The 21,666-nt window shown below is 61.8% G+C and carries 15 protein-coding genes; 13 read left to right on the top strand and 2 right to left on the bottom strand.

From position 1 onward, the window contains the following. The 8 genes from nuoB (at nt 1) to OIL77_04295 (ending at nt 11,978) form a co-directional block, all read left to right on the top strand. A complete protein-coding gene (gene nuoB / locus OIL77_04330; GenBank protein ID HJI44646.1) occupies nt 1-600 on the top strand; it encodes an NADH-quinone oxidoreductase subunit NuoB in 600 nt (199 codons plus the stop codon). Continuing rightward, nucleotides 600-1,319, top strand: coding sequence for an NADH-quinone oxidoreductase subunit C (locus OIL77_04325; GenBank protein ID HJI44645.1), 720 nt, complete (start codon nt 600-602; stop codon nt 1,317-1,319). Before nuoB ends, OIL77_04325 begins: the two co-directional genes overlap by 1 nt. A 5-nt stretch (nt 1,320-1,324) precedes the next feature. Then, nucleotides 1,325-2,413 (top strand): nickel-dependent hydrogenase large subunit, encoded by a 1,089-nt coding sequence (locus tag OIL77_04320; protein ID HJI44644.1) that lies wholly within the window; start codon nt 1,325-1,327, stop codon nt 2,411-2,413. A gap of 7 nt (nt 2,414-2,420) precedes the next feature. Then, the gene (locus tag OIL77_04315; GenBank protein ID HJI44643.1) at nt 2,421-2,762 is read left to right on the top strand and encodes a 4Fe-4S dicluster domain-containing protein; all 342 of its coding nucleotides are present in this window, start codon (nt 2,421-2,423) and stop codon (nt 2,760-2,762) included. A 491-nt stretch (nt 2,763-3,253) separates the two neighbouring features. After that, complete coding sequence (locus OIL77_04310) at nt 3,254-4,192, top strand: VWA domain-containing protein (protein HJI44642.1); 939 nt, start codon at nt 3,254-3,256, stop codon at nt 4,190-4,192. A 72-nt stretch (nt 4,193-4,264) separates the two neighbouring features. Beyond that, nucleotides 4,265-5,320: an IS1595 family transposase gene (locus OIL77_04305; GenBank protein ID HJI44641.1), complete on the top strand. Its 1,056-nt coding sequence runs from the start codon at nt 4,265-4,267 to the stop codon at nt 5,318-5,320. Between the two features lie 46 nt (nt 5,321-5,366). Then, nucleotides 5,367-5,564, top strand: coding sequence for a type II toxin-antitoxin system RelB/DinJ family antitoxin (locus OIL77_04300; protein HJI44640.1), 198 nt, complete (start codon nt 5,367-5,369; stop codon nt 5,562-5,564). A gap of 48 nt (nt 5,565-5,612) precedes the next feature. After that, complete coding sequence (locus OIL77_04295; protein HJI44639.1) at nt 5,613-11,978, top strand: hypothetical protein; 6,366 nt, start codon at nt 5,613-5,615, stop codon at nt 11,976-11,978. Between the two features lie 607 nt (nt 11,979-12,585). On the opposite strand, the gene OIL77_04290 is transcribed toward OIL77_04295, so the two are convergent. After that, nucleotides 12,586-13,215, bottom strand: a complete 630-nt coding sequence (locus OIL77_04290) for a response regulator transcription factor (GenBank protein ID HJI44638.1) — start codon at nt 13,213-13,215, stop codon at nt 12,586-12,588. After that, on the bottom strand, nt 13,212-14,357 hold the full coding sequence (locus OIL77_04285) for a histidine kinase (GenBank protein ID HJI44637.1): 1,146 nt from the start codon (nt 14,355-14,357) through the stop codon (nt 13,212-13,214). The genes OIL77_04290 and OIL77_04285 overlap by 4 nt, the downstream gene beginning before the upstream one ends. A 197-nt stretch (nt 14,358-14,554) precedes the next feature. Here OIL77_04285 and OIL77_04280 point away from each other — a divergent pair, with 197 nt between their 5' ends. The 5 genes from OIL77_04280 to OIL77_04260 all read left to right on the top strand — a co-directional run bounded on the left by OIL77_04280 (nt 14,555) and on the right by OIL77_04260 (nt 21,596). Further along, on the top strand, nt 14,555-15,493 hold the full coding sequence (locus OIL77_04280) for an ABC transporter ATP-binding protein (protein HJI44636.1): 939 nt from the start codon (nt 14,555-14,557) through the stop codon (nt 15,491-15,493). Nucleotides 15,494-15,502: 9 nt separating this feature from the next. Then, the gene (locus OIL77_04275; protein HJI44635.1) at nt 15,503-16,690 is read left to right on the top strand and encodes an ABC transporter permease; all 1,188 of its coding nucleotides are present in this window, start codon (nt 15,503-15,505) and stop codon (nt 16,688-16,690) included. After that, a complete protein-coding gene (locus tag OIL77_04270; protein HJI44634.1) occupies nt 16,677-17,882 on the top strand; it encodes an ABC transporter permease in 1,206 nt (401 codons plus the stop codon). Before OIL77_04275 ends, OIL77_04270 begins: the two co-directional genes overlap by 14 nt. Nucleotides 17,883-18,207: 325 nt before the next feature. Then, on the top strand, nt 18,208-18,921 hold the full coding sequence (locus OIL77_04265; protein HJI44633.1) for an ABC transporter ATP-binding protein: 714 nt from the start codon (nt 18,208-18,210) through the stop codon (nt 18,919-18,921). Nucleotides 18,922-18,929: 8 nt separating this feature from the next. Continuing rightward, on the top strand, nt 18,930-21,596 hold the full coding sequence (locus tag OIL77_04260; GenBank protein HJI44632.1) for an ABC transporter permease: 2,667 nt from the start codon (nt 18,930-18,932) through the stop codon (nt 21,594-21,596). The last annotated feature ends 70 nt before the right edge of the window (nt 21,597-21,666 follow it).

Raw genomic sequence — 21,666 nt, 5'->3', positions numbered from 1 at the left:
ATGGATCATAAAATGTCGCGCTCGCCGTGGGTTATTCATTACGACGGTTCGAGCTGCAACGGATGCGATATCGAGGTGCTGGCCTCGCTCACGCCGCTGTTCGATGCGGAGCGCTTTGGCGTGGTCAACACCGGCAACCCCAAGCATGCGGATATCTTTTTGGTGACGGGGTCGGTCAATGCCCAGAACCTGCCCGTCGTGCGCCAGATCTACAACCAGATGCTCGAGCCCAAGTGCGTGGTGGCCTGCGGCATCTGCGCGTGTTCGGGCGGCGTGTTCCGCGATGCCTACAACGTGATCGGCGGCGTGGACCGCGCGATTCCCGTGGATGTGTACGCGCCCGGGTGCGCCATTCGCCCCGAGACCGTGATCGATGCCATCGTGGAGGCGTGCGGCATCCTGGACCAGAAAGAGGCCGTGATGCGCGCCGGTGGCGATCCGCTCACCGTGGGCGGTGCCGCAACCTGGGACGGTGGCGTTGAGCTGGGCGAGGACGGGTTTGTGGCTGCGGGGGCCGGGGCTGATGGTGCCGGTGACGGTGTCGAGGCCAACGTGTCCACTAGGTCCGCCGCGCCCGCCGCTGCAAAGGAGGCCGAGTAATGCAAAAGGCTATCTATACCACCGTCGGGATCGACGAGCTCCTGTCGCATGTCCAGGCGCTCAAGGGCGTCGGCGCGCGCTTTGTGCAAATGCACGCCGAGCGCAACGTCGACGACGGCACGTATCGCCTGGTCTATACGTTTATCAACGTTCGTGTTGCTCAGGAGCAGATTGCGCAGGACGGCAGCTATGCGATCGAGAACCTGGTGGTTGAGGGAATTAATCAGTACCAGGAGATTCCGTCCATCAGCTCGTACTATCCGGCAGTATTCCCGTTTGAAAACGAAGCGCACGACCTGTTTGGTCTTGCCATCACCGATATGCAGATTGACTTTAAGGGCTTTTTCTACCAGGTCTCGACTGCCGAGCCCATGAGCGTTATCACGCCCGAGGTGAAGGCCGCGCGCGAGAAAGCCATGAAGGTCCGTGCCGCTGCCGAGGCCAAGGCGCGCAAGGCCGCGGCCGAGAAGGCTGCTACTGCCACGGCCGCTGCGGGGGAGGGCACTGCGGGCGCTGGCGATGCTGCGGGCGCTGCCGTCGCTCAGCCCGCTGCGGCTGCCGGCTCCGATGCTCAGCACGATGAAACTGCTGCGAAGGCCGCGCTCAAGGCTGCCGAGATGGAGGCAAAGCTCGCCGCCATGGATCCCGAGAAAGCGGCCAAGGTCCGCGCGGCGCTTGCCGCCAAGGCCGCCCGCGACAAGCAGAAAAAGGAGGCGTAAGGCCCATGGCACATCGCTCCGTTATTCCGTTTGGCCCGCAGCACCCGGTGCTGCCCGAGCCGCTTCATCTGGACCTGGTGATCGAGGACGACCGCGTCATCGAGGCAATTCCGCAGATCGGCTTTGTGCACCGCGGGCTCGAGAAGCTCACCGAAAAGCGCGACATGCATCAGTTTGGCTACATCGCCGAGCGCATCTGCGGCATCTGCGCCGTGGGCCACAGCTGCGGCTATGCCAGCGCCTGCGAGCGCATGCTCGGCATCGAGGTGCCTGGTCGCGTGCAGTATATCCGCACCATTCTGCACGAGCTTTCGCGCATTCACTCGCATCTGCTGTGGCTGGGCCTGCTCGCCGACGCCTTTGGCTTCGAGGCGCTGTTCTATCGGTCATGGACCCTGCGCGAGCAGATACTCAAGATTTTTGAGAGCACTTGCGGCGGGCGCGTGATTCTGTCGATTAACGAGATCGGCGGCCTTAAGCACGATATCGAGGACTCCGAGCTGGCGGGCATTGTCCAGACGCTCGATGCCATGCGTCCTGACTACGAGGCCCTGGTGCATACGTTTTTGGACGACAACAGCTGCGGCGAGCGCCTGCATGGCGTGGGCGTGATTAGCAAGAAAGACGCGCTGGAGCTTTCGATGGTCGGTCCGTTCGGCCGCGCCTCGGGCGTGGACTACGACGTGCGCATGTTCGGTGACGGCGCCTATGCGGACTTGGCCGCGTTTGAGCCCATCGTTGCTACCGATGGCGATTGCTATGCCCGCTGCCAGGTGCGTTGCGCCGAGGTCACGCAGGCCATGGACATCATTAAGGAGCTTGTGGGCAAGATTCCGCACGACGGGATTGGCGGGCGCACCAAGCTTACGCCGGCCGACGGCGCGCGCGGCGAGGTTGTGATTGAGCAGCCGCGCGGCGAGGCTTATTACTATGTGCGCGGCAACGGCACCAAAAATCTGGACCGTTTCCGCGTGCGCACGCCGACGTCGCAGAACTTGGCGGGTCTGACGCATGCGCTGCAGGGTGTGCTCATTGCCAATGTGCCCATGATTATCCTGACCATCGACCCCTGCATTAGCTGCACGGAAAGGTAGGCGCGGCATGAGTTTGCTGACATTTGCCAAGACGGCCTTGGGTTCTATGGTCAAGCGGCCAGTAACGGTGTGCTATCCGCAGGAGAAGCTCGCGGCGCCTGCGCGCCTGCGCGGACATATCGTCAACGACATGGACGTGTGCATCTGCTGCGGCATGTGCGCGCGCCGTTGCCCGGCGGGCGCGCTTGCGGTCGATCGCAAGGGTGGTACCTGGTCGATCGACCCGTATGCCTGCGTGGTGTGCGGTGAGTGCATCGAGAGCTGCCCCAAGCACTGCCTGACTATGGACACCGCGCGCACTCCAGTCGCGGCGGACAAGACTCCCACGGTAGAAACCAAACCGGAGTAGCTCTGGAATGGGGCTGGCATTGCGCTGGAATGGGGGCCGGCGGGGCAAAAATGCCCCACCGGCCCCGCGCTTAAACGCGCGGCTGTGCCGTCGCGAACAAAACTATGCCGGATTACGGGGCTGGATAGCGAACCTCCGACCATACGGAAAATCGCAAAAACAAAACCGCAGGTAGATCGCTTGCTGTTTTTCAAAAATAGGGGGTATGGATGAGGTCTCCGAGCTTAGCCCCGTAATCCGGCATAGTTTTGAAATGGCGCCATATCGGTGACAGCCCTTGAGCCCCCGGGGACGGAGGAAAACGGATCATTTTGGCCCGATGGCTCTGAGTCGCACCTATTTTCCTGCGAAAACGCTCGTGTCTCAACTTTGGTGAGACATTTGTCTCACGCCCAAAACAGAATCTGGAACATGTGTCACCTGCCCTAATTGTGTCTCATTCCGTAACTTTAGGCTGATGCAAGGTCTGAGCCCGCGAGAAGGGAGACGCGATGAGTAAGTACACGAGGGGTTTCTTGGCGGTGATACTGGCCGTAGTGCTGGTATTGCCGGCTGCAGCATTTGCCATGCTGCCCGAGGCCAACGCCAGGTCCAGCACCGGAATGGACGGACCGACAGCGACAAAGATAGTCGACTACGACACCAGCAACCACTGGAAGTTCTGGGCCGGCGGCTATGACGGCAGCAAGGTCACGACGCAAAACGTCGGCCGAATTTGGACGGATAAGACGGTCCAGGCAATCGATGACGGGAAATCGGACTTTTTGACCACGCTTTCGGCGATGTCTTCGACATCCGATACAACGTCGCTGGTTTCCAAGCCGCTCGACATCGTGATGGTGCTGGATGCCTCTGGCTCGATGGATGGTGAGATGGGTGGTGGAGGTTCGACCAAGCGTATCGATGCGCTCAAGAATGCTGCCAACCACTTTATCGATACCATTGCCGAGCAAAACAAGAATGTTAAGGACGCGAGCAAGCAGCACCAGGTTGCCATCGTAAAGTTTGCGGGCAAGTCGACCAGTATCGTTGGCAACAATTTATACACCTCCGGTGGCCATGACTATAACTACTCTCAGACAATGCAAGAGTTGACGGCGTGCTCGGGTGATGGCGCAAAGAGCCTCAAGAAAACAATCAATTCCATTGACCCTGCTGGTGCTACTCGTGCCGATAACGGCATGGCACTGGCCGAGGGAATTACTTCCAAACGCGAAGATGCCCAGAAGATCGTTGTGTTCTTTACGGACGGCACGCCCACAGACTTCCGTGACTTCAGCTCTACTGTTGCCGACAATGCCATAGCTGCCGCCAAGGGCATGAAAGATAAAGGCGCTACCGTCTACACCATCGGCATCTTTGACGGTGCGGATCCCAGTGCCGATCCTACGAGCTACAAGACAAGCGATGAAAATAAATGGCTCTGTTAGACCAGGATTGACATATATGTGTCCTCACGGTGCCATATCGTTGACCCCATAGACCGCGATGATGGGGGCAGCATGAACGCCGAAGACCTGGTCCTCAACTTCAAGAAGGGCATGGCGAACCTCAGCAAGACCGAGCGCCGCCGCGCTATCGAGTCCGTCAGGGACGTGATCCGCGCGGCGGCGTTCGACGACGCGGCCGGCTCCGCCTGCGAAATCGAGCGCTGCCCGCGCTGCGGGTCCGCCGCGGTCGTGAAGAAGGGCAAATCGAAGAACGGCGAGCAGCGCTACCTCTGCCGGGGCTGCGGCAGGACCTTCGGCATGGGCAGCGAGCGCATCCTGGGGACGAGCAGGCTCCCGAAGGAGACCTGGATGGCCTACGCCGAGTGCTTCGCGCTCATGCTGCCCCTGCGCGAATGCGCGAGGCGCTGCCGCGTCTGCCTCAAGACCGCCTACACCATGCGCCACAGGCTGATCGAGTGCCTCTCGGCCTACTCCCCCTCGTTCAGGGTCGAGCGGGGCTGCGGCTGCGAGCTCGACGAGACCTACTTCCCCGAGTCGTTCAAGGGCAACCACGCGAAGGGGTCGTTCACGATGCCGCGCCCCTCCCGGCACCGCGGCAAGCAGGTGCACAGACGCGGGCTGTCGCGCGAGCGGATCTGCGTTATGACCGGAGTGAACGACTCGAACGAGACGTTCCTCGAGGTCACGGGGCGGGGCGCCCTTTCGAGGGAGCGCGCCATGGACGCGCTGAGGGGCCGCATCGCGGCCGGCTCGGTCGTCGCGACCGACAGGGCGGCCGCCTACGTCGGCGTCCTCGCGGAACTCGAGGTCGCCGCGCACGCGGCCTACGACCCCAAGGACCGCTCCGGGGGAACCATCAACCGGGTCAACACCGTCCACTCGCTCCTCGGCGCCTTCATGGAGCCGTTCAAGGGCGTGTCGACGAAGCACCTCGATGCCTACCTCGCCTGGTTCAGGTGGTGCCGAACCTTCATGGCGACCGATTCCGGCGCCGCCGGGCGCACGGTCGCGCGGCAGCTCGCGCACGGCGTCTGCAGGAGCCGCGTCCGCGACATGTTCAACGTGGAGCCGCCCTACATGGACTACTGGGCCGCGCCCGCCGCATAGAGGCGGTAGAATGGTCGCATCGCGATATACGAGGAGGGGTGAGGCCATGCCGTCGAATATACCGGCCACGACGATCCGGATCGACCCGGAGGCCAAAAAGGAGGCCACGGCCATCCTGGACGAGCTCGGCCTGTCCATGTCCACCGCCGTCAACGCGTTCCTCAGGGCGCTCGTCCGGGAGGGCGGGATGCCGTTCGAGATGAGGGTCAAGACGCCGGTGCCCGACGGGAAGACGGCGAGTTAGCCGGCAGGTCGGCATGTCAATCCTGGTCTAACAGAGCCAAATAAATTCATGCACGCCATGTCGAGCAACTATCCCAAGGCGACTTCGTATACGAGCGGAAAGCTGGACGATCGCGTTGCCGGTGCTACTTATTACAAGTCTGCAGCCAACGCTGCAGAGCTAGATCAAGTCTTCGCAGACATCTCGAGTGCCATTACGTCGGGTAAGGGTTTCCCGACCAAGATCGAGGGCAACAATCCCAACGGCTCCGGTTACATCACATTCGAGGACGAGCTGGGCGCCTTTATGCAGGTCGATAGCTTTACCGGTGCCGAGTACAACGGCAAGACCTATGGGGCCGCCACCAAGTCGACCGATGGCAACATCGATACCTATACGTTTGATGGCGAGCTCGCCCATCTTGTAATTACGGTTGATCGCGCGGACGAGAACAATCCGCAGCGCGGCGACATCGTGACGGTCAAGGTCCCCGCATCGCTCATTCCGCTGCGCCGTTTTACCGTTGACGAGTCTGCGGGCACGTTTGTGGTTGACTCCACGGATGCCATCTCGCCTATCCGCGTTGCGTATGCATCGAGCGTAAAGGCTATTGCACGCAAAAACCTGTTTACTCCCAATAACGTACCGGGACTGCAGGATTACATCAATGAGCACAAGGACGCCGATTCCAATACCGTTAGCTTCTACGCCAACAAGTGGACCGGCGACGATGCGGGCGATACGGTCGCAAGCTTTGAGCCTGCTGCTATGAACAGCTACTACTACTTCCAAAAGCTAACGCCCGTCTACACAGACGCGGCTTGCACCAAGCTCGCAACGGAAAAGCCTTCGGGCTCTAAGACCTATTGGTACAAAGATGAGTTTATGGCGCAGAACTCGTCGGGCGCGCCGTACGATGATTCCGTTTCGATCCCGGTTAAGGGAAGCGAGCTCGAAAACTTTGAAGGTGCTTTGGTAAAGGATGGCGATCACTGGTCGATTAAGGCTGGCACCGCGCGCCTCGCCTTTATCAACCAGCTTCACACCACCAAGGAGCGTGTGGGCGGAAACCCGACGGACACCGCACGCGACGTGATCAATCCCCAGTGGAACAACACGAAGGTTGTTTCTGGTGCGACGAAGGTCAATGTCTACCTGGGCAATAACGGCAAGATTAGCTTTACGCTCAATACCACGCCGACAACGTTGATAACTGCCGACTTTGGCCTGACCAAGGTGCTCGAGGGCCGCGACTGGACGGATGAGGACAAGTTTGAGTTTGGCCTGACGTCCGAGGACAACGCCCCGATGCCCAGGTCCACGACTGCGTTTGCAACCAAGGGCCATGCGGACATTAGCTTTGGCGAGATTGCCTATGACAAGCCGGGCACGTATGTCTACAAAGTTAGCGAGAAGCATGCCGGGACCACGGTCGACGGCATCGCCTACAGCAAGAACGTTGCAGAGTTCACCGTAACGGTGACACCCAACGCAAAGGGAAAGCTCGAGGCTTCTGTGAAGAAGACCTCGGGCGAGGTCGAGTTCAAGAACACTTATGCTGCGGATCCTGTTGAGTCCAGCGTTACCAGCCAGATTGCCGTGGCCAAGTCCCTGACCGGGCGCGACCTTACGGCCGACGAGTTTAGCTTTGAGCTGCGCGAGATTAAGGGCGAGGACTCTGAGCTTATCGAGACTGTCAAGAATGACGCCGAGGGCAACGTTGCGTTCAACGCCATCGAGTACACCGAGATCGGTCAGCATACCTACACGCTGCATGAGGTTGCAGGCAACGCCGGCGGTATCGCCTACGACGATACGGTCTACACCATCGTGACGACCATCAGCGATAACGGCAAGGGCCAGCTGGTGGCTACGCATAAGCTGCAGGGCGCCGAGGACGTTAAGAAGATTGAGTTTAAGAACTCCTACAACGTGACCCCCAAGAGCTCCAGCGTCACCGACAAGATCAAGGCGACCAAGGTTCTGGCCGGCCGCGACCTCAAAGCCCGCGAGTTCTCCTTCGAGCTCGTCGAGGGCGACAAGGTTGTCGCTACCGGCAAGAACGCCGCTGGCGGCAAGATCACGATGAGCGAGATCACCTACAACGAGCCCGGCAAGCACACCTACACGCTGCGCGAGGTTAAGGGCGGAACCACCAGCAAGGGCATCGCCTACAGCGATGCCAAGTTCACCATCGAGACCACCATCACGGACAACGGCGACGGCACCCTCAAGGCCGAGCACGTCCTGAAGGATGCCAAGACCGCTGAGTTCAAGAATTCCTACAATCTGACCCCCACTGAGTCCAGCGTCACCGACCAGGTCAAGGCGACCAAGTCCCTGACCGGGCGCGACCTCAAGGACGGCGAGTTCTCCTTCGAGCTCGTCGAGGGTGAGGGCGAGGACGCCAAGGTCGTCGCCACCGGCACCAACAATGCCGAAGGCAACATCACGATGAACGCCGTGAAGTACGACAAGCCCGGCAAGCACACCTACACGCTGCGCGAGGTCAGGGGCAACGTCGGTGGTATCACCTACGATGCCGCGACCTACACCATCGAGACTGTCGTCAAGGACAACGGCGACGGCACGCTCGGCGTAGAGCATAAGCTGAAGGGCGCCGACGAGGCGAAGTTTACCAACTCCTACGAGCCTGGCTCCAAGAGCTCCAGCGTCACCGACCAGATTACCGCGATCAAGTCCTTGGACGGCCGTGACCTCAAGGCCGGCGAGTTCCGTTTTGAGCTCGTCGAGGGCAATAACGTAGTCGCCACCGGCACCAACAATGCCGACGGCAAGATCGTGATGGATTCCGTCACCTACACCGCGGCTGGCGAGCACACCTACATGCTGCGCGAGACCAAGGCCGGCGCCACCGAAAACGGCATTACCTACAGCACCTCTGAGTACACTATCGTGACCATCGTCAAGGACAACGGCGACGGCGCCCTTAGCGTGGAGCACAAGCTGCAGAACGCCGACGAGGCGATCTTCGAGAATACCTACACGGTGGCCCCCAAGAGCTCCAGTGTCACCGACCAGATCACCGCGACCAAGTTCCTGACCGGGCGCGACCTCAAGGAGGGCGAGTTCTCCTTCGAGCTCGTCGAGGGTAACGATGTCGTCGCCACCGGCAAGAACGACGCCCGCGGCAAGATCACGATGAGCCCCATCGAGTACACCGCTGCCGGCAAGCACACCTACACGCTGCGCGAGGTCCCGGGCGACGCCGGCAACGGCATCACCTACGACGGCAAGACCTACACCATCGAGACGACCGTCACCGACAACGGCAAGGGTGAGCTCGTGGTAAAGCATGAGCTGAATGGAGCCGACGAGGCGAAGTTCAACAACAGCTACAAGCCGAATCCTGGCGAGTTCAGTGTCACCGACCAGGTCACCGCGACCAAGTTCCTGACCGGGCGCGACCTCAAGGACGGCGAGTTCTTCTTCGAGCTCGTCGAGGGCGAGGGCGAGGACGCCAAGGTCGTCGCCACCGGCACCAACAATGCCGAAGGCAACATCACGATGAACGCCGTGAAGTACACCGAGGCCGGCAAGCATACCTACACGCTGCGCGAGGTCAACGGCGGAACCACCAGCAAGGGCATCACGTACGGCGACGCCAAGTACACCATCGAGACCACCATTACCGACAAGGGCGATGGCACGCTCAAGGCTGAGCATGTCCTGAAGGACGCCACGGCTGCGACCTTCAAGAACACCTACAGCGTGACCCCGCTCGACGCAGAGCTCGACTTTGATCTGAGTAAGGCTATCGACGGTCGCGACTGGACGGACTCCGACGAGTTCAGCTTTACCATCACCGCCGCCGAGGGCACCCCGCTGCCCGATCCTGCAACCGTGACCGTGAACAAGCACGATGCGAAGGATGGCATCGCTGCCGTCAAGTTCGGCAAGATCCGCTACACGGCTGCCGGAACCTACACGTACGAGATCCGCGAGAACGCGGGTAACGCGGCCGGCATGGCGTATGACGGGCATGTCGCGACCGCCGAAGTGACCGTGACTGAGGACGGCGAGGGCAAGCTGACCGCCAATGTCACCAAGAAGGAAAACGGACGCTTCACCAACACGTACCGCACTGAGCTTAACTACACCGCGGCCGGCGGCCTCAAGCTCAGCAAGAGCCTCTCCGGACGTCCTATGACCGAGGGTCAGTTCACGTTTACCGTGACGCCTGCCGACGAGGCCTCGGCCAACGCGCTTGGCCTGCTGCCCGGAGCCAACAACTTCAAGTCCCCTGCGACGGCAGAGGCAACGGTCGGCCTGATCGACATCCTGGCTGGCCATGAGGTCAAGTTTACGCAGGCTGACGCCGGCAAGACCTTCACGTACACCGTAGCCGAGAAGAATGATGGCAAGCCCGGTTACACCTACGACGACGCCGTGCGTACCGTGACGATCGCCGTCGCCGATGACGGTGCCGGTACGCTTACCGCCACGACGACCGTCTCCGGCGGTCCCGAGGGTACGCATACGACGGTCTACAAGAGCGGTGAGAACAAGGTCGAGAGTGCCCTGGTTCCGTTCCACAACAGCTACAGCGCTACGACCAATACGCCTGGTGGTACCGCTGCTCAGGTTGTCGCCACCAAGACCCTGACCGGTCGTCCGATGGCCGACGGCGAGTTCTGGTTCGGCATTGCCTATCAGGGCGAGCTTGTGGGCTACGAAAACCTCAAGCCTAATATCGGCGGGCATGTGAGCTTTGATGCGCTGCACTACGACACCGAGATGCTTGCCAATCTTGAGGCGGCTGGGCTTGCCCATCGTACCGACAAGGACGGTAAGCTCGCTTGGACCATTAACTACACGGCCTACGAAGATTTATTCGGGCTGCCGAATGGCGTTTCCGCTACAACGTGGAGCTTTGGCTTTAAGGTTATCGTTGTCGACAACGGTGACGGTACCCTGACGGCAACGGTCGACTACGGTGGCGTCGAGCCCTTGTTCGAAAACGTCTACGGCGCCGAGGCCGTGGATGCCGCACTCATCGGCACCAAGAAGCTCCAGGCAGCCGAGGGCCTGGCCCCGGCCGACATCGCGGGTAAGTTTACCTTTACCGTGACCGCTGACGAGGCGGGTGCCCCGATGCCCGAGCGCACGACCGCAACCAACGACGCGGCCGGCAACGTGGACTTTGGCAAGATCCACTTTACGCTCGAGGACCTCAACCGCGCCCTGGGCGTGACGGACGATGCGACCGATAAGGCCGAGGCAGACGAAGCTGACGAGGCTGAGGCCGACGAGGCAGAGGCTGAAGAGGCCGACGCCGACGCTGATGCCAACGCCGACGAGCCCAGCGACGAGTCCGAGCCCGCAGATCCCGCTGCCCCGCGCTCGCACACCTTTACCTACACGGTGGCCGAGTCCGGTAGCGCCCCTGGCGTGACCAACGACACCAACGCCACGCGCAAGGTTTCCTACACCGTGACCGATGACGGTGCCGGACATCTGATCGTCAAGCGCGACGGCGGCGACGGTGCGGCCTTTACGTTCACCAACACGTACGGCGTGGCACCTACCGATTCTTCCGTGACCGATCAGGTCAAGACGGTTAAGCGTCTGACCGGCCGCGACCTTGCAGCTGGCGAGTTCACGTTTGAGCTGCTCGAGGACGGTGTGGTTGTCGCTAGCGGTACCAACGACGTCAACGGTAACGTTACGCTGAGCCCGATCCGCTACGAGGCACCCGGCACGCACACGTACATGCTGCGCGAGGCTTGCCCCAACGCGCTCGGCCTGTACAAGGGCGTCACCTATGACGGCACGACCTACACCGTCGTGACCACCGTCTCCGACAACGGCGACGGCACGCTGACCGCGACGCACAAGCTCGAGGGAACCACCGAGTCGGCTGGCTTTACCAACAAGTATCACGCCATGCCTACGCAGGTTTCCATCGGCGCGGTCAAGGTGCTCGAGGGACGCGAGCTCAAGAAGGACGAGTTTAGCTTTAAGCTCGTTGGCGAGGGCATCGAGTCCACCGTCACCAACGATGCCGACGGCAAGATCAACTTCGACAAGTTCGAGTACGACGAGCCTGGTACGTACGTCTACACCATCAGCGAGGTCAAGGGCGACGAGGCCGGTATGACCTACGACAAGTCCGTCTTTACCGCGACCGTCAACGTGGCCGATGACGGCGAGGGTAACCTCAAGGCGAATGTCGCCTTTGCCAAGGGCGATAAGAGCGTCGAGGGTATCGTGTTCAACAACACGTACAAGAAGCCCGAGACGCCCGTGCCGACGCCCGATCCCGGCACGCCCAAGACCGTGACGAACATCGTCAAGACGGTCAAGGGTTTCCTGCCCACCACAGGCGACCAGCAGGCTGCCGCTCTGCTTATGGCATTTGTCATCGCCATGGCCGGTGTCGGTGCCCTGGTCTGGGGTATCCGTAAGCGTTAGGCACGCTGGTAGCGCCCGGGGCCAAAAGGCCCCGGGCGGCCGGCGGGGAGCCAGAAATGTAGCCCCCACCCCACCCCCAGCCGCCACGGAGGCATCTCCCTCCTCCGTGGCGGCATTTTTGTGCGTGGGGGAGGTGGGTGCGCCACGAAATCGGCCCATCTACTACGTTTGGCCCCTTACCTCCAACCATGCCAAAAAACGCCAAAACATAACCGCAGGTAGAACGCCTGCGGTTATGCTCAAAACGAAGGTATGGTCAGGGGTGTCGAGTCAAACGTAGTAGATGGGCCGGTTTCGTGGCGCGCGGTTCCGGCTGATCCCTTGGGGGCGGAGGAAAACGGATCATTTTGGTCCCGTGAGGCTGGCGGAGGCACTCGTGCAGGGCCGCCCGAACAAAACTATGCCGGTTTACGGGGCTGAGTTACGAGTCTCCAACCATGCCGATATTCGTGAAAATAAAACCGCAGGTAGACGAGCCGTCATTTTGCAGAAAACGCGGGTATGGATGGGGGTCCTGAGTTTGGCCCCGTAAACCGGCATAGTTTTGAAATGGCCTTAAATCGGTAGCAGCCATTTTGCTATGCCGGAACGGTCGGTCTTCGGGCAACTACCCTCGCAGGTAGGCGATAGCGATCTGCGTGCGGTTGCGCAGGCCCATCTTTGCCAGGATTGAGCTGATGTGGTTGCGCACGGTGCCTTCGCCCATGTAGGCGGTGGCGGCGATCTCTTTGTTGTCGAGGCCGCGGGCGATGAGTTCGGCGACTTCGAACTCGCGGTCGGTCAGGCTGGCGAAGGCTGCGGGCCGGCGGGGCGTGCCCGCCTCGACGTCCGTTCCGTCAAAATCGATGTCCTCGATCGCCTTGCCCTCGAGCACGCGCTTGCCAGCCATGACCTGCGCCAACGCTGGTGGAATGGCGGCGACATCGGTTTTAATCAGGTAGCCGCGGGCGCCCAGTTTAAGCGCCGACACAATGTACTCGTCATCCGAGAATGTCGTCAAAAACACCACGCGTGCCGTGGGTTCGTGCTCAAGGATCTCGCGTGCCGCCGATAGGCCGTCGCGTTCCGGCATCTGAATGTCGAGCAGCGCGATATCGGGTGCGTGTTCGGCATAGAGCGAAACCGCGTCGTTGCCGTTGGCGCCGGTACCCACTACCTCGATCTGCGGCTGGGCGCCCAGGATAATCTTGAGCGAATCGACCACTAAGCGGTCGTCGTCGACAACGATGAGCCTCATCGGTCCTCATCTCCTTGCTGTTTGGGGACGGTGGCAAACACGCGCCAGCCGGGGGCGCCGGCGCGCAGGCCGGCGGTGAAGGTTCCGCCAAGCGCCTCGACGCGCTCGCGCATGGAGGCGAGCCCCATGCCTTCTACGACGTTGCTGCTGCTCGCCGGGGTCGCGTCCGCGCCATCATCGGTAACGATGAGCTGGTAAAACGACGGATGCTCCATGCATCGTACGGTGACGGTCTGGGCGCAAGCGTGGCGCATGGCGTTGGAAAGCGCCTCGCGCAGGACCGCCGCAAAACAGTTGGCGACGTTTGCGGGTGCATGCTCGGCCAAAACTTCAAGCTCAATCTGCGGGCCGCCGTCCGAGCGCGCGCCTTCAACAATGCGTTCGAGCTGCACGGAAAGGTCGACGGCGTTGTCGTTGAGCGCGTGGACGCTGGTGCGCACAAGCTGGAGCGCCTCGTCAACCGTGCGTTTGACGTCGGCGAAATCGGCGGCAACCCTGGGCTCGTCGGCGTGAACCACGCGTAGGGCTTCGGCCTGCAGCGAGGCTCGCGTGAGCTGGTGCCCGACGTTATCGTGGATCTCGCGCGCGATGCGGGCGCGTTCGGCGAGCGTCGCGAGCTCGACTTCGTAGTCCTGGCGGTCGGCAAGATCGCGGTTGCGCGCCTCGAGCGAGAGGGCTCGTTCCTGCAGCTCGTCGCGGGTGCGGCGCATGCGCTGCTGCTCGCGCTCCAGCTGGGCAGTACGTAGCGATAGCAAGGTGGCGGCAACCGAAAGGATGGCGGTCAGCAGAAGTGTTCGGGCGGTGAGCACGCCGGCGCGAAGGTCCGCGACGAGCGCAAAGACAAAAGCGACGCCAATGCCCAGTGCGACCCAGGCGTGCTCGCGGCGCACGCGTCGTGCGATGTCATAGAGGGCGAGAGGTGCAAACGGCACAAACGGCGGCGCGAAGACGGCCACGATGATGTAAGCGTAACTCGCGGCTTCGCTTACACGGTGCGTGCGTTCCCCCTGTGCGACCTCGGCCAGCGAGGTGGCGATAACGCCAAGGCAAAAGGCCGCGACCAGGCGAGCGTCCGCAGCAAGGCCCATGGCGGCCGCAATGCAGCACGCCAGCACAATCGATTTGTCGAAAAGCCTGTTCATACGGGTATTGTACGCGAAGCCGCGCGTGGTGGAGGGGCCGCCTGCGCAACCGTGACATTCCTCCCGTGCGGCAAAGCGGGGACGTCGGCAGGCCGCGCGACCGAGCCCCGCACTCGTGACAAAGCTCACTGGTGCGCGCCGGCGGCTCCTGCGATGATGGAATCGTACCGGGCCGCAATCAACGGAAGGGCCGCCTCATGACAGACATCGTCCACGTCGAAAACCTCGTCAAGCGCTACGACGATCTTATCGCGCTCGACCACTTTAACCTGAGCATCGCCCCCGGCGAGATCTTTGGTCTGCTGGGTCCCAACGGCTCGGGCAAGACCACGTCCATCAACTGTATTCTGCAGCTGCTTGCCTACGACAAAGGCACCATCGAGCTGTTCGGCGAGCCCATGACGCCCGCCCGCTACGACCTCAAGCGTCGCATCGGCGTGGTGCCGCAGCAGGTGGCGGTGTTCGACGAACTCACCGTGCGCGAGAACATCGACTATTTCTGCAGCCTCTACGTCAACGACCGCAAGCGCCGTCGCGCGCCAGTCGACGAGGCCATCGACTTTGTCGGGCTGGGCGACTTTACCAAGTTCCGCCCCGGCAAACTCTCGGGTGGCCTGGCGCGCCGCCTCAACATCGCCTGCGGCATCGCGCACAAGCCCGAGCTCATCTTTTTTGACGAGCCCACGGTGGCGGTCGATCCGCAGAGCCGCAACGCCATCCTGGAGGGCATCTGCCGCCTGCGCGACGAGGGCGCCACGGTGGTGTATACCAGCCATTACATGGAGGAAGTCGAGCAGATCTGCAGCCGCATCATGATCATGGACGGCGGGCGCGTGCTGGCGCAGGGCACCAACGACGAGCTCAAGCGCATGATTCAGATGGGCGAGCGCGTGACTGTCGAGGTCGGCGCCGTCGAGGCTGCCACGATCGAGCGGCTGCGCGCCCTCGAGCACGTGCTCAGCGTCGAGCTGTCCGGCGGCGAGCTCATCTGTACCTGCGAAGCGAGCCCGCACAATTTGGTTGACATCCTCGACACGCTGCGCGCCGCCGACGTGGCGCTCGGCCGCGTGTGGAGCGAGCCGCCGACCCTCAACGACGTATTCCTCGAGATCACCGGCCGCGAGCTGCGCGACTAGGGGGCAGCTATGTTCAACACCATTATCATTACGGTCAAGACGCTGCTGCGCCGGCCGAGCACGTGGGTCTGGGGCGCGATCTTTCCCGTTGCGCTTTCCACGATGTTCATGTTTATGTTTGCGAATCTGAGCTCCGACGGCACGGTCGACCCGGTGCCGGTTGCCGTCGTAGCGGATGAGGCCTGGGACGCCTCGACCTTTAAGGACGTGGCGACGTCGCTTGCCAAGGAGGGCGACGATCAGCTGCTCGAAATCCACGAGTGCGACGACGCAGCCGATGCGAACTGTGCACTCAAGGCCGGCGAAGTCGCGGGCATCTATACGGTCGACGACGCGGGCACGCCCAAGCTCACGCTGCTTTCGAGCTATGACAACTCGCGTGCGTCGTCGGTGCTCACCGACCGCAGCATTTTGGAGACGGTGGCAAGCTCGTATACACAAAATGCCGAGCTCATGCGCCAGATTGCCCAGGACAACCCGGCGGCGCTCGCCGACCCGGAGGCGGTTGCGCGCGCCCTGTCGCTCGAGGGCGGAACTCGCCGCGTGAGCCTGACACGCACCACGCCCGACGGCACGGTCATCTACTATTACGCGCTCTTTGGCCTGGTCGCGATGATGTCTGCCGAGTTTGCCGCCTTGAGCGTCGTCGACCTGCAGCCCAATCTGTCGGGCCTTGGCGCGCGCCGCTGCGTGGGCGGTCTTTCCAAGACGGCGTCGCTAGCCGGTATCTTTGTGGGCTCGTGGCTGGTCTCCTTTGCCTCGATGGCGATTGCGATTGGCTACGTGCGCCTGGTCGTGGGCGTCGACTTTGGCGGGCGCGAGGGACTGTGTCTGGTGGGCGGTGCCGCTTCCGCGCTTGCCGCCACGGGCTTGGGGCTCTTTGTGGGCACGCTTCCCGTTAAGGGCGGCAAGGCGTCCAAGTCGGGCATCCTCACGGGCTTCGCCACCACGTGCGCCCTGTTTGCCGGCCTCTACGGCGAGCCGGCGATGGCGCTTGCCGACGACGTCGCCCGCGCCTGCCCGGCCGAGTGCTGGTTCAACCCCGTCAAGCTTATCTGCGACATGTTCAACCGCCTGTATTTCTTTGAGGACCTGGGCCCCTTTGCCGTTCGCGCCGGCGCGCTCGTCCTTATGGCGCTGCTGTTCGTTGCCGCCGCCACGCTGATCTTTGGAAGGAGCCGCTATGAGCACCTTTAAGACCGCGCTTCGCATGGCGCTGGCGCACCCATTCTACCTGCTTATCTATACGGTGTTCATCTCGCTCATGGGCGTATTCATCGCGGCCTCGGTGAGCTGGAACTCGTCGCAGCTTACCGAGTACAAGCCCTACGACACCAACGTGATCGTGGTCGACCGCGACAATAGCGACCTTTCGCGGGCGCTTACCAAGCACCTGGGGTCGCGCTTCGAGCTGGTCACGGGCGTTGGTGACGACACGTACGACCTTGCGGATGCGCTCGCCAAGAGCAACAGCGCCAAGGGCAGCGCTGACTGCGTGTTCTTTATCCCGGAGGGGTTTGAGGACGACCTCGTCGCAGCCGCTCGCGCGGGGGAGGCCCTGCCCAAGCTCGACGTGACCTATGGTTCCGGCACCATGGCGGCAGCGCTTTCGTCTGCCGAGGCCTCGCGCTGGATCTCGCTCGCGGGTGCTGCGGCCGCGCTTGAGCCCACTGCCTCCAACGGCGACGTCGCCAAGGCTGCCGAACATGCGGCCACCAAGCGTGCCGAGGTCGAGATCGAGCAGGTCAAGGTCGACTCGACAGCCGCCGCCACGCTCGAGTCGTATTTCAACTTTGGTGCGTACGCGATCATCTCGTCTGTCATCGTGTCGGTGGGGCTGGTGTTCTCGGGCATGAACGAGCCCGAGCGCGTGCGCCGCATGGAGGCCGGCCCAATCTCCGGGCGCCAGCGTTCGCTTGCCGTGTTTGCGGCTGCCGCGGTGCTCACCGTCTGCATCTGGTTTGTGTCGAGCATGATGGGCGTCGTGGGCTTTGCCGGCGCGGTTGTCGAGGTCGGCGTGGGTCGCGTGTGTCTGGCACTGGCGGCGACGTTTGCCCTGGCGTGCACGCCGCTGGCCGTTGGCTTTGCGCTTTCGAGCCTGGGCGCGCGCGAGGAGCTGCTCAACGGTGTGGGCAACCTGCTCGGCATGCTCATGACGTTTTTGGGCGGCGCCTGGATGCCGCTGTCGCTGATGGGCCCGGCCGTGCAGACCGTGGCGCACTTTGTGCCGACATATTGGGTGAACGACGCGATCGGCAAGGCGCTCGCCGCGGACCTGACGTCCACCGTGCTGGGCGACATCGCCTGCGACCTGGGCGTCACGGCGCTCTTTGCCATGGCCATCGCCGCCGCAGGCCTGGCCCTCGCACGCGCCAAGTCCCGCGCCTAGCCACCTAGTCACTGGGTACTCATTGGGGACAGACTTAAACGACCAAGAGTGGCCATTGGGGACAGACTTAAACGACTAGTCATTGGGGACAGTCTTTGCCGAACCGCCGGCTTGCCGGCCGGGTTGCCAAGGGCTGTCCCCAACTGCCGGTAGGAAAGGAACGTCCCCAACTGCCGGGCGGCGAAAGAGTGTCCCCAGCGACTAGTCATTTAAGAACGTCCCCAATGACTAGTCTGAAATAAATTTCAGGCCTCGCCCAAAAATAGTTCGCCAAGGTTTACTATTACCCTCATAAAGTAGTACAAGGCTAACAATGGGGGATAGCATGGCGACGAAGCAAGCCTACGTCCAGGTCAAGGGGCTCAAGAAGCACTACGGCGACGGCGATGCGCGCCTGACGGTGCTCGACGGCATCGACACGTCCATCAATCGCGGCGAGATTTGCGTCATGCTGGGGCCTTCGGGTTCGGGCAAGTCGACCTTTCTCAACCTGATCGGCGGCTTGGAGGATGCCGACGCCGGCTCTATTCTGGTGGACGGCTGCGATCTCACGGCGCTCAAGCCTACCGACCTGGGTGAGTATCGCCGCCGCGAGCTGGGCTTTGTCTTCCAGTTCTACAACCTGGTGCCCGATCTCACCATCAAGGAGAACATCGAGGTCACGGCGCACCTGTCCAAAAACCCGCTCAATGTCGACGACCTGCTGCGTTCGCTGGGCCTCTACGAGCACCGCAACAAGTTCCCGCGCCAGGTCTCGGGTGGCCAGCAGCAGCGCTGCGCCATCGGTCGCGCGCTCGTCAAAAACCCGGGCCTGCTGCTGTGCGACGAGCCCACGGGCGCGCTCGATTACAAGACATCCAAGGAAATCCTGCAGCTCATGGAGGACGTCAACCGCGAGTACGGCTGCACCATTATCATCGTCACCCACAATGCTGCCATCGCCCGCATGGCCAATCGCGTGCTGCGCCTGCGCGACGGGCGCATCGTCGAGGACGAGCTCAATGAGTCGCCCGTCGCGGCTGCCGAGCTCGATTGGTAGGCGGCGCCATGACACCTCTCGCAAAACGTCTCCCGCGCGAGCTGCGCCGCAATATCGGCAAGTACCTGGGCATCTTTTTGCTTATGTGCGGAAGCATTGCCCTTACATCGGGCTTTTTGCTCGCGGCGCATTCCATCGGCTGCCTTATCGACGACATGCGCGATGCGTACACGATTGAGGACGGCCGCGTGACCACCTCCTTCGAGGCTACCGACGATCAACTCAAGGCTGCCGAGGATGCCGCCAGTGACGTCGGCGGCGTCACGCTCTACAAGAATTTCTCCATCGACGCCATCATCAAAAAGGCGTCCGGCGACGACGGCACCAAGCGCACGCTGCGCACCTATGCGCACCGCACCAAGGTCGATATCGCGTCCTACTGTGAGGGCAAGGAGCCCAAGACGGACGGTGAGGTGGCAATCGACCGTGTCTTCGCCACCAACAACGACCTCGCCGTGGGCGATAAAGTCGAGCTCGAGGGTCGCACCTACACCATCTGCGGCATCATGACCCAGCCCGATAGCCAGGCGCTGTTCCTCAACAACTCGGACTTTACGGTCAACACCATCACCTATGGCGTGGCCGAGGTCACCGACGCCGGCTTTGCCGCGCTCGAGGATGCCGGCGGCGCGCCTGCCTACACCTACTCCTTCACCTTTACCGATCGCGATCTCTCCACCGCAGACCGCATCGACGCCGAGCAGGATATGGTCGAGGCGCTGACCGACGCCGATGCGCGCGTGGATGACCTCATCGACGCCGATTCCAACCAGGGCATTGGCTACGCGCGCGACGACGTAGACGGCGACTCCATGATGTGGATGACGCTGCTCGACATCATCATCGTGATCATGGCGTTCGTCTTTGTGGTCCTTACCGACGCCACCATCGAGGAGGAGAGCGCCATCATCGGCACGCTGCTCGCCAGCGGCTATCGTCGACGCGAGATCGTGCTGCACTACCTTGCGCTTCCCGCTATCGTGGGCGTGGTCGCGGCGCTTTTGGGCACTGCGCTCGGCGTTGTGTTCTTTACCGAGCCCATGCGCAGCCTCTATTACGGTTCGTATAGCCTGCCGCCCTTCCAGGTGTACTGGAGCTGGGAGATCTTTGTGAAGTGCGCCGTGGTTCCCGCCGCCGCGCTCATCCTCATCACGCTGGTGGGCCTGCTTCGCAAGATGGGCAAGACGCCGTTGCAGTTCCTTCGTCACGAGGCGAGCGGCAAATCGGGCACCAAGCGCGGCTTGCAGCTGCCGGAGCGCATGGGTTTTGTTTCCCGCTTCCGCCTGCGTATCTTCCTGCGCAACCTGGGCAACTTCGCCACGCTCTTCGTGGGCATTGCGTTTGCGTCGCTGCTGCTGCTCTTTGGCCTGGCGATTTTGCCCACGATGACGCACTATGCGGATAACCTCGAGACAAGCCTGGTCGCCGAACACCAGTACACGCTCAAGGCGCCGCTGGAGCTCGAGGGTACTGCCGAGGAGCGCGAGCAGTGGTCGGCACTCGAGCGCTTGCAGTCGGTTGACGGCGCGCTGCTTTCCGCCGCTCAGGATGCCGATGACGAGCTTGACGACGCGGCCGATGCGGCGCAGGCGGCAGCCGATGCCGCGACCAGCGCTCCGTCTGCCGAGAGCTTGGCCGCGGCGCAGGACGCGCTCGCCAAGGTTCAGGACAAGAAGGATGCGCTTTATGCGCGCCTCGATGACCTTGCCGATATCCTCGGCTGCAACCGCGACGAGGCTATCGACCTGATTGACAAGGCCTCTAAGATCGACACCGACAACGACGACATTCACCCGGTCAACACGATTGACAACGGCGCGGGCGCAATCGCGCAGGCCGAGAAATATGCCGTTTACCAGCTGCAATACGACCGCGGCGATGGTAATGGCGAGGAGACGATTTCTGTCTACGGCATCTCGCCCGATTCGCGCTACTGGAAAGGGCTGGACGTCGGCGACGGACGCGTCGTCTTTGGCGGTGGCTTACTCGACAAGTTTGGCTGGAGCGAGGGCCAGAAGGTTAAGCTTCGCGACAAGTACGAGGGCGAGAATTATTCCTTTGAGTACGTGGGCAAGGACTGCGTTTGGGGCTCTAAGTCGGATATGAATGTCTATATGAGTATCGAAGACTTTAACGAGCTGTTTGACAACGATGCGGCCTACTTTAACGGCTATGTGAGCGATGAGAAGCTCGACCTCGACGCGCGCTACTTTGCCGGCGATACCACGCCCGACGACATGCGCGCCGTGGGCGACCAGTTCATCGGCATGATGAGCAAAATGATCGGCATGATGGTTGGGCTTGCGGTGTTCATCTTCTTGCTGTTTATGTACCTGCTGACCAAGGCTGTGATCGACCACAGCGCCCGTTCGATCAGCTACATGAAAGTCTTTGGCTATCGCGATAGCGAGATTTCGCATCTGTACATCCGCTCGATCACGTTGTGCGTGGCAGCGTCACTCGTGCTGAGCCTGCCGGTCATTATTGGCTCGCTAACGGCCATCTTCCGCTCGATGCTGCTCGCCTATAACGGCAATATCGAGATCTACGTGCCCGCTTGGTCCATGGCGGCGTGCGCAGGAATCGGCTTTGCGACCTACCTGGTCGTGGCGCTGCTGCACACGCGCTCCATCAAGCGCGTCAGTCTGGCCGAAGCCCTCAAAGTCCAAGAGTAGTCATTTAAGAACGTCCCCAATGACTAGGTGCCGTACTTGACTTTAACTCTGCTTTAACTGGTACCATCCT

Source organism: Coriobacteriaceae bacterium (genome assembly GCA_025993015.1).
GTDB lineage: Bacteria > Actinomycetota > Coriobacteriia > Coriobacteriales > Coriobacteriaceae > Collinsella.
Note: the sequence above shows the minus strand (reverse complement) of the source record. Positions and strands in the feature narration are given on the sequence as shown.